Origin of the sequence: Streptomyces olivochromogenes (assembly GCF_001514115.1) — a bacterium.
Lineage (GTDB): Bacteria > Actinomycetota > Actinomycetes > Streptomycetales > Streptomycetaceae > Streptomyces > Streptomyces olivochromogenes.
Window position 1 is genome coordinate 471,829 of the sequence record NZ_KQ948455.1, and the last position, 15,100, is coordinate 486,928.

Consider the following 15,100-nt stretch of genomic DNA (forward strand, 5'->3'; position numbering starts at 1 on the left):
CATGTCGACCGGCACCGCTTCGCACTGGGCCGATGTCCTCACGCTCCGGCCCGAGGTCACCGCGTCCGACGGCTCAGTGGGCGAGCTGCAGATGAGCCTGCACAAGGCTGTCTACCAGACCGTTGACGTGCCCTACCGCAAGGTCGACTACTACGGTGACATCACCCAGCCCACCCCGAATCTCGTTGGCTTCTTTAGTCGCGTTGCTCGTCGGCTAGGCACCGACGCCGAGACCACGGCGCTGTTCCACCTGGACCAAGGCATGGGTGGAGGCAAGAGCCATGCCCTTGTCGGTCTCTACCACATGGCCAACTCACCGCAGGAGTTCTTCGCCACAGAGCTGGGCCGGAAGGTCCGCAGTGAAGCGGGGCAGGGTGGCCGCGACGTAGACCTCACTTGCGCCCAGGCCGTCGTCCTCACGGCCGACTACTTCAGCCCAGGCAAGCCCAGCGAGACATTCGGCCCGGCCACGAACCTGTTCGAGCGGTTCCTCTGGTCGCTGACGGGCGGCGATATGGACCGCTACCAGCGTTACGTCGAGGGCGGGCCAAACAAGGGGACGCTGCAGCAAGCGCTCAGCGACGCGGGACGGCCGGTACTCATTCTTCTTGACGAGCTCATGGACTACGCCCTGCAGCTCGCCGACGCGACCAACGTCGACCGCATGCCCAACGAGAAGGCGTTCCTCAATGCCCTCATGGATGCCTGCGACGACGTTCCCCGTGTCGTATGTGTCGTGGTCATGATACGTAGCGAGTTGGACGAGCGCGGATATCCGCCGCTCGCTGATGATTTCCGCAGCTATGTGTCTGACCGGCTTGTGCGTAACGGCCCGGATGGCAGGGTTGCGGTGACTGAGTCCCACGACTTCGCCTCGATCATCCAGCGCCGCCTGTTCGAGCCGGCCGAGGTGGGTGCTGCGGCGTCGCACTTGGCCAAGCAGTACGACACGGCAAGCGACACCGCTTGGCGAGACAAAGTGTTCGACAAGCTCGGCCCGAACCGTGCGTTGACAGGCTTCGCCGAGCGAGTCGAAGCAAGTTACCCCTTCCACCCCGAGCTCATGCGACTCGTGCGAGAGGAGTGGTCACAGGTCCAGAACTTCCAGCGCGTACGCTCCACGGTCGCGATCTTCGCCCGGACCGCGCTGCACTGGGTTACCGAGCACCAGGCCGGGCGCTGGGCGCCAGCCCTCATCGGCGTCGGCGACATCCCCCTCACCACCGCCCTCGAGCAGTTGCTGTCCTCCGGCCTCTTCATGGGCAACGACCGGGCCATCCAAGGTTATCGCTCCGTCGCCACCACTGACATCACGAGCACAGACGGGTCCGCAGGACGCGCTGTCGCCATCGACCAGCGGCTGCGCATTGCCGGTGTCACCGCTCGCCAGGACCACGCGGGCGTGCGCATGGCCACCGCCCTGTTCTGCTACTCGATGGTCGCCCGCCCGCGCGGCGGTCGGGGGGCGACAAAGGCCGAGATGCTCGCGGCCATCCTCGAGCCGACTCCGAAGCCTGGGTCCCCCTACACGGACGCTGAGGAGATCTTCAACGCCCTTACCGGCGAGGATGGCCTTGGCGCACTTGAGATCACCCAGCCGACCAACGCACCCGGGCGCTATTACCTGTCGATCAGGCAGACGCTCCGGATGTACTTCACCGCCTCCCTTGCGCTCGTGGACCCACCCTCGTGCGAAAAGCTGGTCTGGGAGCAGACGCAGAGACTGGCTCGGCGCGGAACCTTCGACGAGATCCGCTTCATCGACGCGCCGATTGCTACCGGGGACATCGACCTCCCGCGCACATTTGACGGGGTGGACTCGGCCGTCACCCGCCTCGTCGTGCTCGACTCACGCCGCTGGACTCTGCTCAACGGCAAGGACACTGTCAGCCGCGCCGAAATTACCGCTCTCCTTGGGCTCGGACCCGACGCTCTGCGCGTGGACAATGCCGCCAGCTGCGTCGTGGCCTGTGTGAACACACAGCGGCGGGACGTGGCGCGCAAGCGAGCCAGGGAAGTCCTCGCCTGGCGCAGTGTGCTCAAGCAGATCAGCCCTGAGGACGTCGACGAATTCCGCGAAGCCACCACCAAGGTGACCGAGGCTGAGGACAAGCTCAAGAAGGACATCGAAAAGGCCTTTCAGCACTACGCTTACCTTGTCCGAGCCTCGGACGGGCTGCATGTGGAGTTCAAGCGACTTGACGACGACGGCAAGACATCCTTGCGCGGCGATCAGGTGTGGGCGGCGCTCGTCGAGGCTGGTCGCGCAACGAATACGGCAGGACTCTCGGCGGACTATCTCGCAGCCCTGCTGGATAATTTCGAGCGCACACTGACACCGCGCGAAGTCGTGCAATCTTTCTATAAGAACTCGATGTTCCCCCTGGTTGCCGCGACCGACGAGATACGCCAGGCAATCTTCGCTCTGCTTCGAAGCGGTTGGGAACTGGCAGACTCCGACGGTGACAAGCTCGCCATCGCCTCCCCGGAACAAATCTCGATTGGCTCCATCAGCCAGAGTCTTCGCCGCGCCGTCAAGGCGGCCGAGACTGTGCCTGCCGCCGGTGTTCCGTCCAAGAGCACGACGACGATCCCGATCCCTAAGCAGCCGGGCGAGCCAGTCAGAGGCGGAGGGCCGAGCGGATTGTTTGGCGTCGACGACCAGGACTATCGGGCTACGGCAGGACAGGCCAGCGAGGCCGGCACCGGAGATAGCACCCCTGGCAGCTCGGATCCCACCTCCTTCAAGCGATACATCGTTGAACTCACCAACCGCAGCATTACTGCCCCAGAGGCCCGTGAGCAGGTCTGGCAACTCCTTAAGGAACTGAGCAAGGTCCTAGACGCACCCAGCGCTAACCATCAGCTCATGAGCCTGAGCGTCACGCTTATCACCACGGAGGGCGCACAGGGGGCGATTGAGCAAAAGGCCATACAGGCAGGGGCACGCGTTAGGGTCGAGGACGACGACTTCTAGCCAGTCGGGCGGCGTGAACGGACGCCAAGGCACTGGTATTAAGCGCAGCCGGGCAGAGGATTGCCCTGTGCCGAACCGCGATTGGCCGGAGGCTGAGGGGTTGGAAAAGGACGCGGAATCGCAGTGCCCCGGCCGGTGTATCCGGTGTGCTGAGGTCCGCGCATGACCCTGAGCCTCCTGCCCGCGCGAAGGCTATAGGCAGGAGGCTGAGTCGGGCCGGCTTACTTCTTCTTGCCCTGGGTCTTGTCGGGGATCTTGATGAGCTGGGTTTTCGCAGCTCAGGGCGCGTCTCACATGCGGCTGAGTGGTCGTCATTGGTCGTCGTTGGTCCTTGTTGAGCGACCTCGGACGGCCCGGGGACGGCCCAGCTATGGAGTGCACAAGGTGCGTCAGCTGGTGGAAGCAGCACGCCACTCCGCGGTGATGCACCCTTCTTCCATGTGCCACCAGCCCTTGGTGACGCCGTGCTTCAGCAACCGTTGCACCTTGGTGAGATCGGCGGTGGGCGGGACGTCCAGGGCGACCATGCGGAACTGCTCGGTCCCTTCGCCGTCGACGCCGAGTTCCTGAAACGCGTTGATCACGCTCTGCCGTGCGGCGCCGGTGCCGCCCCCGCGCAGCACGATGAGGCGGATGGTGCAGTTCTTGGAACGACGAACGACCTCGCCGGCCCATCGCACGTCTTCCTCGTCGGGCTCGACGGCCAGGATGTCTCCGCAGGAGATGCCTCGAACGAACCAGGGGATGTCGTCGAGCCGCACGGTGCCGTCGCCCTGATCGACGGCCCACAGGCTCTCCACCCATGCCGGGGGCCAGTTGTCTTTGACCTCAAGCCGGAAGTGCACCTTCACGTACGGGCCACCATCATGCCGCCAAGGGTGCCCGGCCCTGCAACGTCGGCCGCAGGCGGGTGATTGAGCACACCAGCGCAGAGTGGAAGGCAGGTTCGCCATTGCCTCAGCCGACGACAGCCAGCCACGACGGCGGGTGCGCCGACCGACCAGGCACGCGTGTGCCTCGCTGCACCCCCACCGCCCTTAGCCACGTTGCCAATGTCGTCGACCAGAACGAGCTGCGACGGCCTACCCGTGACAACGAACGGCGGGGCCTGAGCCCTCAGCTCAATACTGCTGCAGTGTCTATGCCGAGCGTGAATTCATGTCCCATGGCCCTCGCGGGGGGGATGGAGGTTTAGTTGGGATGACGGAGTATCTCTAGAGAATTCAACCCAATACCCAGAGAACTCCCTAGGCGCGTGGACGGTTAGGCGGTGACGTCCTTCAGATATACATTCCACGGTGACGATTCTCGAATCAGTCTTGGATGAGGGCCCTACTGGACTATTGAGCGCAATTTCCGGGTTTAGGCGCTGACTCTCCATTACTGAGTGTGCAATCCTCTCGACGGCCGCCTCGAGAAGAATGAAGACGTCACCCATCAGATCAAGCGAGTAGGCACACCAGTTGGTAACCTCGTCGATAACTCCCTCTTTTTGAGCGGCCACTCTGGCTTGATCGGCACCCTTGTTTTCAATCGACAAGACATCCTCCAGGGTTCCTTGAGGATGCAGCCAGAGTCCCGCACTTCGCCAGATTTCGAGCAGCTTGTTCTTCCTGACGGAGTTTCCTGAGTTTTCTGGAACAGATGACGCCAACCATGCCCCCCGGCTCTTTGGGTCGCTTTTCACCTTTGCGGTATCCATGGCCGTGATCAGCTGCTTGAGCGCATTCATGGTGGTGGGTGGATCAATGGCTAGCTCATTGCGATATCCCTCGGTCACCTTGGAGATGGCATCCATTGCCCGCCGTACTTCAGGAGCAAAGCATGCATCGAGGTCGGCCACCGATTTTACATCCAAGCCGACCTTCGTGCACACCTCAAACCAAAGGGCAACCGCTCCGCTCCCGCCGCACTCTACAAGGTCGGTTTGTGCCACAACTTCAGGTGGTTGGGTGCGGCCAAGGGATACTGTGAATGCTGCGACATCGTGTGGCCCTTCAACCAAAACCGGCCGAGGCGAGAAAACAAGCTGACTTACCAGCTGTGGATTCCCCTGCAACGAGGCAGTTACGCGATCTTTCTGTGCGTCGAGTACATGTTGCGAGAGTTTTGTTGGCGTTCGGCCGGCACTGAAGTACCAAATAGCGGCCAAATCATTCGCGCTCTTCGGTTTGAGTAGGGTGGGTTCGTGCGTAACGATAATTGCTCGTCTGCCAGATCGTTCGCATTCCATACTGAGCTCAGTAACCCAAAGTCGGGCCATGGAGGGATGCAAGTGGAGTTCAGGTTCATCCACAATCAAAAGCTGCCAGTCTTGTCGATATGCGGCGGCGAGCAAGATGACAAGTTCTCTGAGACCATGCCCTTCTTCACGTAGCAGTGAGTACTCGATATTGCCAATCCGAACATACGGATCGAGGAATCCTGCACTTTCTCGAAGCTCGATTACCCTTCCAAGCGCTCGGCGGAGAAATGCTGCGACGCGCAGCCATACTTCAGGTTCCTCCTTAAGGGTGTACAATTCGTCATTTCCCATTCCCTTGTCTCGCATGGTGTTCGTCATCTGCTGACGCTCGGTCTCTCCGATGGGGATACCCTTCATTTCGCTGGGCGTTGACCCCCATTGGTATACCGAGTACGACATCAGCCCGGAAAGTCTGTCGGTGGACAAGATTCGCGTCTGCGCCCCGAATCTGCGGGCGATGGCGTGAGCCGTCTTTGACTTTCCACTTCCGTTCCTGCCAACAAAAAAGCTGACGGGAATCGACCAGTCGTCCAGCGTGAGGAATTCAGGGTTCGCTTCCAGATTTGACGTGAACACCTCGTTAGCGTGAATGGTCAAGTGGGGAAGTGCGGGTGCAGTCTGCGTCATGGCGGCATAGTGTCAGATGATCTTTGATGGCATGATCAAAACGTGTGGATTGCAGTCCATCCGTGGGCTAGCGGAACAGGTTGGCCTCTGGCCTGTCCGGTCGGGAGTCAAGCGTGATCAGGGAGCGGACGCCGTGCGGTAGCTGCTTCAAGCCTGTCTCGTGGACGAGTGCCGTCCTAAGGCCAGCCGTTACGAGCCCCGATAGAGGACAGGCCAAAGCTGTGGAGCCGGCTGCCCAGCGACGGGGTACCTCTTTTCTCGCATCAGATGGCTGGTTGCTGTGAGCGCGGCACGGGCGCCGGCCGGGCTGGAGCGGGGCGGAGACAGGAGCGCAGGCCCGGCCGGGGGCCGGGCCGCGCGCGGAGAGCGGAGCGAGCCGCCTTGAACCAGTAGAGAAAGTTGTAACTCAGTCGGTCGCGTGGGGCTTGAAGTCATACGCGCAGCGCGGAAGTTCAAGGCTTCTCCGGTGCGCCAGGGGTAGGAAGAGCGCTGGTCGGGCCGTCCAAGTGATGCGTGTGCCGTCCTGGTTGATGGTGACTGTGCAGGGTTCCGAGCACAGGAGAGCTCTCCTCGTCTCGATGCGGCCCTCGTAGAGCCATTCCCATGCTTCGTCGGAGGCTCTGGGGTCCAGTGCTGGTGTGATGGTGCGCAGCGCGATGGCTATCCAGCGGTCTGCTTGTCCGGCTGAGTTGGCGTCGAAGGAGCCGCGGAGGGTCGGCTGTCGCGTCTGGGTGAGGTCTTCGGTCCAGCATTCGCACCAGAAGCCGCGGGTGTATCCGTTCACGGGGTCGCTCCCGGCGGGTAGGCCACGAGGACGTAGCGCGTGTTCTCGTCGTGCAAGGTGAGTTGGTAGGCCGTGCCTGCGGTCAGGTAGGCGAGGGCTCGTTCGTGCTCGGTCTCGTCGCGCAGCCAGTAGCGGCCCGGCTGGGCGTATGCCATGTCGAGTTGGTCCGTGACGTTCCTCGTGCGCTCGCGAAGCCATCGCATCGCGAGGCGTGGGCTTGTCGCATCGTGTGATCCCAGGGGGATGGAGCTGGTTTCGTGCAGCGGGTAGGCCGTGGCCCAGCAGCGGTACGTGCCGTCCTGCCCCGCCGCGGCTAAGTCCTCGGGAGTCGACGTCAGCACGGGTGGCCCCCCGGGCGGATGCTCGTGAAGAGTTCCGCGGTGACTGTGTGGCCGGCCTGGCTGTCGTGGACCAGGACCCGGTGGGCGATTGCGCTGACCATGCCGAGGCCTCGCCCTTGTGTGGCGTCCTGGTCGGCGTGCTCGGCCTTCGGTGTCGTCCCGGTGCCGCCGTCGTCCGTGACCGACAGGGCAACCACCTGGGAAGAGACCGCGAGAGCCAGATGGAAGCTGCCAGACTGCTGTCCGCTGGCGGTGTGGAGGATCGCGTTCGCGCTCAGCTCACTCACGATCAGTTCGGCGTCCTCGGCCAACGGCGAGCCGCGCAGGATGTCCCGCGTCCAGCGGCGGGCCCTGCTGACCTCTTCGGGGAAACCTGGGCAAGTGAGTCCCCAGACCCGCGCAGTGCTCGTATACTCGTGCATACAAGTTCCTTCGTGCTGGTAGGCCGCCATGTGCAGCGGGTTCGGGCTAGACGAGTTTCACGCCGTCGTGGGCGCGGATGGCCGGCGGAGATGCCGCGTCGAGTGCGTCCAGGACGCGGATCGCGTACGCCTCGTCGGCGAGTTCGGTGACTTCTTCGCGGGTGGCCCAGCGCAGTGCGTAGGTCTCGTCCCCGGTGGTGGGTGTGCCGTCGGCGGCCTTGCAGCGGAAGACCAGAGAGACGATCAGGCCCGTCATGTTCTTGTAGACGCCGGTGAGGGTCGCGGGAAGCGCGATCTTGATTCCGGTTTCTTCGAGGACTTCGCGCTGAAGCGCCTCGGGGAGGGTTTCCTCCCGCTCGACGATGCCACCCGGGGGTTCCCAGTGACCGTTGTCGCGACGCTTGATCAGCAGGGCTCGGCCCTGGTCGTCGACAATGACTCCGGCAACGCTCACGGAGTGCGGGCGGTCAGTGGTCACGTTCCTCGGCCTTCTCGGATGGCTAGGCTCTCCACCGTAGCAACAACACTCGCCCACTCGTCTAGATACCTAAAGGAGTACTCGTGACCTCACTCCCGACCAGTCTGCTCGGCGATCTGGACCCCACGAGCGATCGTGCGGTGTTCCGGCAGATCGCCGACCAGCTGCGCGAGGCCATCGACCGTGGGCGATTCAAGGAGGGCGAAAAGCTCCCCTCGGAAGCTGAGCTCGTCGAGCACTACGGCGTGTCCCGGATGACCGTCCGGAACTCCTTCTCCATCCTCCAGGGCGAGGGGCTCGTCCATGCCGAGCACGGGAAGGGCGTCTTCGTGCGACCACGGCCACCCGTGCGGCGGCTCGCCTCCGACCGGTTCGCCCGGCGCCACCGTGAACAGGGGAAGTCCGCGTTCATCGTCGAGGCCGACGCCGCCGGAAGTCACCCGCAGGTGGACAGCCTGGAGGTCAAGGAGGAGAAGGCCAGCCAGGACATCTCCACCCGGCTCGGGTCCGTGCGGCGCGTGCTCGCTCGCCGGCGCCGGTATCTGCTCGACGGTCGTCCGGTCGAGTTCGCCACCTCGTACCTCCCGCTCGACATCGCCCGGGACACGCCGATCGCCGAGCCCAACCCTGGCCCCGGCGGCATCTACGCCCGTCTTGAGGAGCTCGGCCACCGCCTCGACCACTTTGAGGAGGAGATCCGGGCCCGGATGCCCTCGCCGTCCGAGGTCAAGACGCTCCGGCTGGCTTCCGGCGTGCCCGTGATCCACCTGATCCGCACCGCGTACGACACCGAAGGGCGGGCCGTGGAGGTCTGCGACACGGTCATGGCGGCGGATGCGTACGTCCTGTCGTACCAGCTCCCGGCGACGTGATCGGCGTGAGTGGCGGGTGATCCGCGGTGGTGCGCGGGGTCGCTTCCCGGAACTCGTACACGCCGACAGGCATACTCGTATAGACGAGTGGGCAAGTCGTGTGGCAGGGTGGTCGTCGTTCCCGGAGATCGGGTTCGAAGGCTGCATCTTGTATAGACGAGTAGACAGGAAGAACTCTTGCGCACCATCCGTGTGGAGACCTCGGCCGCGACGATCCTGCTGACCGAGGCGCCCGAGCCCAAGGTCCGCGACCGTCAGACCGGCGAGATCGCCAAGGACATCAACAGCGGCGAGGCACTGATGACGATCGGCGTCGTCTACATCGAGGAAGGGGAGTCCTCCCTCATCAAGGTCACGGTTCCGGAGAGCGGGGTCTCGGAGGGGCTCGCGCTCGGCGCTCCGGTTTCGCTGCCGGGGCTCGTGGCCCGGCCGTGGGAGAGCGTGTTCAACGGGCAGCAGCGGCACGGCATCGCCTACCGCTCCGCCGCCGTCACTCCGGCCGCGTTCCCGGCCGCCATGGGGGCCACGGCCTGATGACCGATCTGGCAACGCTTCTGGAGGTGGGTGGTCCTGTCGCCGCGCTCGGCGGCGGGGCTGCCTACACCCGGGCCAAGCGCCCCGGCGTCTACTGGTCCACGGTCGGCCTCCCGATTTCCACGGCCCGGCTGCTCAGCTCCTACAGCTCCGTCATGGAGGCCTGCGGCCTGACCGTCGCTCCCTCCCGGCTGCGGGTCCTGGCGGTCAAGGCCACCACCCGACGCGAGATACGCCCTATACCGCCGCGTCGGGGAATTATCCGGCCTACGTCCACCGGGTTACGGCTTCGTCTGCGGCTCGCCCCCGGGCAGGAACCCGCCGACGTCGCCGCCTCGGCCGAACGGCTGCGGCACGCCTGGGGCGTCCACGCCGTGTACGTCACGACCGTCAAGCCCGGTGTGGTCGAGCTGCGGCTCGTCGGCTTCGACGTGCTGCGGCGGGTACGGATGCCGCGCAAGGTTGATGGCGGGTTCCTCAAGGTGCCTGTGGCGCTGCGGGAGGACGCGACTCCCTTCGTGCGGGACTACCGGAGCGTTCCTCATCAACTGACCCTCGGCGCAACGCTGTCCGGCAAGTCCATGTACCTGCGGCATCTCGTCGCCGGGCTCGCCCCGCAACCCGTCGCCCTGGTCGGCATCGACTGCAAGCGCGGTGTGGAGCTGTCGCCGTTCGCCGCCCGGCTTTCGGCGCTGGCCACTGACCCGGAGCAGGCGGCCGAGCTGCTGCCGGTGCTCGTCAAGGAAATGGAGGACCGATACGACCTGATCAAGGCCCGGCAGGGGATCGCGCCGGACGCCCCCGACGAGGAGATCACCTCGGACATCTGGGGACTGCCTGAGCACGAACGCCCTGTACCCATCGTGCTGTTCGTGGACGAGGTGGCCGAACTCTTCCTCGTCGCCACCCGCAAGGACGAGGACCGGCGCGACGAGATGGTCACCCAGCTCATCCGCCTCGCTCAGCTCGGCCGAGCCGCCGGTATCTATCTGGAGGTCTGCGGGCAGCGCTTCGGCGCCGAGCTAGGCAAGGGAGCGACCATGCTCCGGGCCCAGTTGACCGGCCGCGTCTGCCATCGCGTCAACGACGAAGCCTCCGCCAAGATGGCCCTTGGCGACATCGCCCCCGAGGCCGTCTCCGCTGCGTGCGCCATCGCGCCCGAACGGCCTGGCCTGGCCGTTGCCGGTGACACCTCCGGCGGCTGGTCCCGCATTCGCACGCCGTATCTCTCCCTCGGCGAGGCCGCCGAGATCTGCCGCGAGTCGGCCCACCTGGTGCCCGACCTGCCCGCGCTCAAGCGCTTCCGGCCCGACGCGCCCGTGCGGCCTGTCGAGACTGTGACGGCCCCGGTACTCCAGCCGCGCCCCGTGACCGGCTGACGCTCGTCCCTTCCCCACCCCGGTCGGCGTGACCGCCTCGCGCCAACTCCCTACCCCTGCCACGCCTGAATCCGGAAGGAGCCGCAGCATGCGCGCCCAACTGGCCCGTATCGACGCGGTACTCGTCCAGGCGCTCATCGCCGCAGCGCTGTCCTTCGCCCACCTGCACGACGTCGCCTCGGCGGCCGGTCAGGACGGATGGAAGGCCTGGGCGTATCCCATCTCCGTCGACCTGCTGCTCGTCGCCGCCTGGCGCCGACTGCGGACCGGCGACGCGAAAGCGGCGGGCTGGTGCTGGTTCGTCATCGCGCTCACCGCGTCCCTCGGGGCCAACGTCGCCACCGCCGGACTCCTTGACCTGGAGCAGGTGCCGGCATGGCTGCGCATCCTCGTCGCTGGCTGGCCCGCGGTCGCCTTCCTCGGCGGAACCCTCCTCGCCCACTCGACCCCGGCCCCGGCCCCGCACGAGGACACCGAGGACGTGCAGGACCAGGAGGACGCGCCCGATCCCGCCCCGGAGCTCCCCGGACAACCGGCTCCCGAGCCGACCCCCGCTCCGCCTGCCGTGACTGTCCCGGCTGCCCTGGTCGAGCACGCCCGCAAGGTCGCCGCCGAACACCACACCCGCACCGGAACGGTCATCGACACCCCGACCCTCCGCGCCCGGCTCGGCGTCCCCGCACCCATGGCCGAAGCCATCGCCGCCCACCTCTGAAAGGACATCCGAGTGATCCCCAACCGCCGCTTCCGCTCCGTCACCCGCATCGGTCCCGTCCAGGTCGGAACGTCGTACGACGACCGGGGCCACGAGAAGCACACCGCCGCCTGCACCGCACCGCGCTGCGGCTTCTCCGCCGACTACGACAGCCGCGCCGCCGCCGAACTCGCCGCCCGTACCCACCGCTGCCCCGTCCGCTGAAAGGACCCGCACCACGTGACCGTCAGCCTCCCGCTCGTCGTCGTCCTCGGCTTCATCGCCTGGGGGGCGGTCAAGTTCCTCGGCGTCCGCACCTGGATCGTCGTCGTGATCGCCCTGTTCGGCTTCCTGCTCTCGCACACCTTCATGGCCCCCGCCATCGACTCCGGCACGCGTTCCGGCGTGGGCATTGTCAACGGCACACATGACTAGACGAGTAGATAAGGAGAGCTTCGCTGTGTTCCTGCCCAAGTACCCCGACAACCCGACCCCGCCGCCCGCACACACCCACGCCCCGGCCGATGCGGCACCCGTACGACGCACGCTCCCGCAGATCTCCATCAGTCCCGGAGCGGTCGCGGCCGTCCTCGTCGGCGGAGTCGTGCTGACCGCGCTCCTGGCCGCCGTCGCCGTCACGGCCATATCCGTCGCCATCGCCGCCGTGGTCCTGCGCTCGATGCTCCGCGACCACCACCGGCGCTGAACGGCGCCTGATGCCCCGGGGCGGTTCGACACGGCCAAGCATCCGCCGCCCCGGGGCTCATCCCTCCTGACCAGCCAGCAAGCCAGCCAGAAGGAGAACGCCATCTTCACCCGCCCCACCCCGCCCCCACTGCCCGAACTCGCCAAGCTGGCCCAGCACGGCACCCTGCCCGGTATCCTCCGGCAGCTCTCCGGACTCGGCGGCTGCACCAACCCGATCCGCTTCGACGGCCACCGCACCGAATACGACGTCAACACGCGCACCGGCGAGATCGGCAACGTCCTCCACCGCCTAGACTCCACCAGCCTCCCGGCCGGTCATCTCCTGGTCCGCTGCAACAACCGCCGCACGACCCGCTGCGCCGCCTGCGCGGAGGTCTACCGCCGCGACACCTTCCACCTGATCACCTCCGGCCTGCGCGGCGGTAAGGGCGTCCCCGAACGCGTCGCCGCACACCCCCGCGTCTTCGCCACCTTCACCGCCCCCAGCTTCGGGCCGGTCCACAACCGCCCCTCGGGTCCGGCCGGTTCAGTTCGCCGTTGCCGGTGCGGGGTCCTCCACGACCAGGACGACGCCGCGCTCGGCACTCCTCTCAAACCGGACGCGTACGACTACGAAGCCGCCGTTCTCTGGAACGCGCACGCTGGTCCGCTCTGGCGGCGCTTCTCCACCTACCTGCGCCGGGAGGTCGCCAAGCGGGCCGGACTCTCACAGCGCACCTTCCGCGAGCACGCCCGGGTGTCCTTCGCCAAGGTCGCCGAGTACCAGAAGCGCGGCGCTGTCCACTTCCACGCCGTCATCCGCATCGACGGCCCCGAGGGAGGCGACACCCCGCCTCCGGCCTGGGCTACCGCCGAGCTGCTCACCTACGCCATACGCGCCGCCGCTGCCCACGTCCGCGTGGACGGCCCAGTCATCGACGGACGCGCCCACACCTTCACCTTCGGCCGTCAGATCGATGTCCGCACCATCCGATCCGCCGACTTCGACGGCGGTCAGGAGCTGACCGAGCGGGCCGTTGCCTCGTACATCGCCAAGTACGCCACCAAGGGCGCCGAGACCGCCACGGGAGCTCTCGACCGCCCGCTCAAGTTCCTCGCCGAACTCGCCCAGCTCGACATCAGCGACCATGCCCGCCGACTGATCCGCACCGCCTGGGCCCTCGGCGCCCGCAAGGAGTTAGAAGATCTCCGGCTCCGGGCCTGGGCTCACATGCTCGGCTTCCGCGGCCACTTCTCCACCAAGTCCCGCCGCTACTCCACCACCCTCGGCGCCCTCCGCACGGCCCGCGCCGAATGGCGCCGCGCTCAAGCCGCAGCAGCCACCGAGGGCGAGACCGAAATGACGACCCTCGTCCTCGCGCACTGGGTGTTCGCCGGCATCGGCCTCAGCAGTGCCGAAGCCTGGCTTGCCGCATCCCTCGAACCCGCCCCTGGCACGGAAGGAGAACCGACGTGGACCCACGTCGCGACGAGCTGATGACCGTTCGCCAAGTCTTGGATGAGCTGGGTGGCGTCTCACGCCGGACGTTCTACCGCTGGCGTGAGTTGGGATATGGGCCGGTCGCGTTCAAGCTGCCCAACGGGGAGCTCCGAGTGTGGCGGAGTGACTTCACCACGTGGCTGCGACAGCTGGAGGCCGCAGCGTGAAGTCTCTCGACGTGAAGGTCTGGGCTGTGCGCAAGCGCGATACCAAAACGCCCTCATACGGCGTCCGCTGGTCCGTGGCGGGCAACGTCTTCTCCGACTCCTTCCGCACCAAGGCGCTTGCCGACCACTATCGCGCGAAGCTCATGCGCGCGATGCGCGATGGTGAGGAGTTCGACAAGGAGTCCGGTCTCCCGGACTCGATGGAACAGAAGAAGTCGGCCGTGTCGTGGTACGACTTCGCCCTCAGGTACCTCGCGATGAAGTGGCCCCACGCCGCTCCCAATACGCGGGACGGCATCAACGAATCACTAACCAGCGTGACTGTGGAGCTCCTCGATGAGCGGGCTGGACGACCGTCCGACCAGGACATCCGTAAAGCGCTCCGCAACTGGGCCTTCGTATTGCCGGGACCCGATGACCGAGAGGTCCCGGACGATGTACGGAACGTCCTTCACTGGGTGTCCAAGGCATCGCGGCCACTCGCCGATCTCGCTGAACCCGCCACGGCCCGTGCAGTGCTGGACTCGCTGAAACTCAAGCTCGACGGCACGGCTGCGGCAGCCGAAACCGTGCGGCGTAAGCGGCGCACGCTCGTCAACGCCGCCAACTACGCGGTGGACCTGGGGGAGCTGCGCGAAAACCCGATCACAGCCGTGCGCTGGCAGAAACCGAAGGTCTCGAACCAGGTTGACCCTCGCGTTGTCGCGAACCCTGAGCAGGCTCGCAATCTCCTGGCGGCCGTCTCCTACGTGGGTGGCTACCGGCGTGCCCGTGGTCGGCGCCTAGTGGGTCTTTTCGCTGCCATGTACTTCGGCGGTCTCCGGCCGGCTGAAGCGATCGGCCTCGTCGAGACGGACTTGGTTCTGCCTCCCCAGGGCTGGGGATCGGCTCTCCTCCACCGAACGCGTCCGTCGGTCGGAAGGCAATGGACGGACTCGGGGGAGACCCATGACGACCGCGGTCTGAAGAACCGCCCGGCTGAGGACGTCAGGCGTGTGCCGATCCCGCCCCACCTCGTCGCTGTGCTCCGCGAGCACCTGGCCACCTTCGGCACGACAGACGACGGGCGGCTCTTCTTCAGCGAAAAGGGTTCGGTCGTTCCGTCGTCCACCTACTACCGGGTCTGGCAGGAGGCTCGCCTCCTCGCGTTGCCAACGGCTGTCGCGGCCTCGCCGCTCGCGAGTCGGCCGTACGACCTGCGGCACTCGGCCCTGTCCACGTGGCTCAACGCGGGTGTCGATCCCACGGAGGTGGCCGAGCGCGCTGGCAACAGCGTCGAGGTCCTGCTGACCCGCTACGCGAAATGCCTCGACGGACGGCAGGATGTCGCCAACAGGCGCATCGAGGACCTGCTCCGCGAGTACGACTGACATCACCTGTCCAAATCTGAGG

General features: G+C 66.0%; 18 protein-coding genes. 11 read left to right on the top strand and 7 right to left on the bottom strand.

All coding sequences use genetic code 11. The annotated features are described in order from the left end of the window. Position 1 precedes the first annotated feature (1 nt). Positions 2–2,977 carry a DUF499 domain-containing protein gene (locus tag AQJ27_RS17200; protein ID WP_067368937.1) on the top strand — a complete coding sequence of 992 codons (2,976 nt, stop codon included), beginning with the start codon at positions 2–4 and terminating at the stop codon, positions 2,975–2,977. Positions 2,978–3,366: 389 nt separating this feature from the next. Here AQJ27_RS17200 and AQJ27_RS17205 read toward each other — a convergent pair whose 3' ends face one another. From AQJ27_RS17205 to AQJ27_RS17220, 6 genes are all read right to left on the bottom strand, one after another. Further along, positions 3,367–3,828, bottom strand: a complete 462-nt coding sequence (locus AQJ27_RS17205; RefSeq protein WP_067368940.1) for a DUF4265 domain-containing protein — start codon at positions 3,826–3,828, stop codon at positions 3,367–3,369. A 305-nt stretch (positions 3,829–4,133) separates the two neighbouring features. Further along, on the bottom strand, positions 4,134–5,849 hold the full coding sequence (locus AQJ27_RS52150) for an ATP-dependent nuclease (RefSeq protein ID WP_079065036.1): 1,716 nt from the start codon (positions 5,847–5,849) through the stop codon (positions 4,134–4,136). A 406-nt stretch (positions 5,850–6,255) separates the two neighbouring features. Beyond that, the gene (locus tag AQJ27_RS52155; protein WP_079065037.1) at positions 6,256–6,633 is read right to left on the bottom strand and encodes a hypothetical protein; all 378 of its coding nucleotides are present in this window, start codon (positions 6,631–6,633) and stop codon (positions 6,256–6,258) included. Then, positions 6,630–6,788, bottom strand: a complete 159-nt coding sequence (locus AQJ27_RS60500) for a hypothetical protein (RefSeq protein ID WP_341866080.1) — start codon at positions 6,786–6,788, stop codon at positions 6,630–6,632. Before AQJ27_RS60500 ends, AQJ27_RS52155 begins: the two co-directional genes overlap by 4 nt. A 179-nt stretch (positions 6,789–6,967) precedes the next feature. Next, a complete protein-coding gene (locus AQJ27_RS17215; protein ID WP_067368946.1) occupies positions 6,968–7,396 on the bottom strand; it encodes an ATP-binding protein in 429 nt (142 codons plus the stop codon). A 46-nt stretch (positions 7,397–7,442) separates the two neighbouring features. Further along, positions 7,443–7,850, bottom strand: coding sequence for an NUDIX hydrolase (locus AQJ27_RS17220; protein ID WP_067368948.1), 408 nt, complete (start codon positions 7,848–7,850; stop codon positions 7,443–7,445). Positions 7,851–7,957: 107 nt separating this feature from the next. Between AQJ27_RS17220 and AQJ27_RS17225 the strand changes: the two genes are divergently transcribed. The 7 genes from AQJ27_RS17225 (at position 7,958) to AQJ27_RS17255 (ending at position 12,059) form a co-directional block, all read left to right on the top strand. Then, complete coding sequence (locus tag AQJ27_RS17225; RefSeq protein WP_010985167.1) at positions 7,958–8,746, top strand: GntR family transcriptional regulator; 789 nt, start codon at positions 7,958–7,960, stop codon at positions 8,744–8,746. A 177-nt stretch (positions 8,747–8,923) separates the two neighbouring features. Then, complete coding sequence (locus tag AQJ27_RS17230) at positions 8,924–9,280, top strand: SCO3933 family regulatory protein (protein ID WP_010985166.1); 357 nt, start codon at positions 8,924–8,926, stop codon at positions 9,278–9,280. After that, positions 9,280–10,659, top strand: a complete 1,380-nt coding sequence (locus AQJ27_RS17235) for an FtsK/SpoIIIE domain-containing protein (RefSeq protein WP_067368958.1) — start codon at positions 9,280–9,282, stop codon at positions 10,657–10,659. Before AQJ27_RS17230 ends, AQJ27_RS17235 begins: the two co-directional genes overlap by 1 nt. Before the next feature lie 88 nt (positions 10,660–10,747). Beyond that, positions 10,748–11,374 carry a DUF2637 domain-containing protein gene (locus tag AQJ27_RS17240; RefSeq protein ID WP_067368962.1) on the top strand — a complete coding sequence of 209 codons (627 nt, stop codon included), beginning with the start codon at positions 10,748–10,750 and terminating at the stop codon, positions 11,372–11,374. Between the two features lie 12 nt (positions 11,375–11,386). Beyond that, complete coding sequence (locus tag AQJ27_RS17245) at positions 11,387–11,578, top strand: mobile element transfer protein (protein WP_096239860.1); 192 nt, start codon at positions 11,387–11,389, stop codon at positions 11,576–11,578. A gap of 15 nt (positions 11,579–11,593) precedes the next feature. After that, positions 11,594–11,788, top strand: a complete 195-nt coding sequence (locus tag AQJ27_RS17250; RefSeq protein WP_067368965.1) for a hypothetical protein — start codon at positions 11,594–11,596, stop codon at positions 11,786–11,788. A 25-nt stretch (positions 11,789–11,813) separates the two neighbouring features. Further along, on the top strand, positions 11,814–12,059 hold the full coding sequence (locus AQJ27_RS17255) for a SpdD protein (protein WP_067368969.1): 246 nt from the start codon (positions 11,814–11,816) through the stop codon (positions 12,057–12,059). 57 nt (positions 12,060–12,116) lie between these two features. Here AQJ27_RS17255 and AQJ27_RS58670 read toward each other — a convergent pair whose 3' ends face one another. Then, on the bottom strand, positions 12,117–12,347 hold the full coding sequence (locus AQJ27_RS58670) for a hypothetical protein (protein WP_067368972.1): 231 nt from the start codon (positions 12,345–12,347) through the stop codon (positions 12,117–12,119). Between AQJ27_RS58670 and AQJ27_RS17265 the strand changes: the two genes are divergently transcribed. Genes AQJ27_RS17265 through AQJ27_RS17275 form a run of 3 tightly spaced genes read left to right on the top strand, consistent with a single transcriptional unit; the run spans position 12,276 to position 15,078 of the window. After that, positions 12,276–13,538 carry a replication initiator gene (locus AQJ27_RS17265; protein WP_235613538.1) on the top strand — a complete coding sequence of 421 codons (1,263 nt, stop codon included), beginning with the start codon at positions 12,276–12,278 and terminating at the stop codon, positions 13,536–13,538. The genes AQJ27_RS58670 and AQJ27_RS17265 overlap by 72 nt on opposite strands. Continuing rightward, entirely contained in the window at positions 13,538–13,708 is a 171-nt protein-coding gene (locus tag AQJ27_RS17270) for a helix-turn-helix transcriptional regulator (RefSeq protein ID WP_067369362.1), read from the top strand. Before AQJ27_RS17265 ends, AQJ27_RS17270 begins: the two co-directional genes overlap by 1 nt. Further along, positions 13,705–15,078, top strand: a complete 1,374-nt coding sequence (locus tag AQJ27_RS17275) for a tyrosine-type recombinase/integrase (protein WP_067368978.1) — start codon at positions 13,705–13,707, stop codon at positions 15,076–15,078. Before AQJ27_RS17270 ends, AQJ27_RS17275 begins: the two co-directional genes overlap by 4 nt. Positions 15,079–15,100 lie beyond the last annotated feature (22 nt).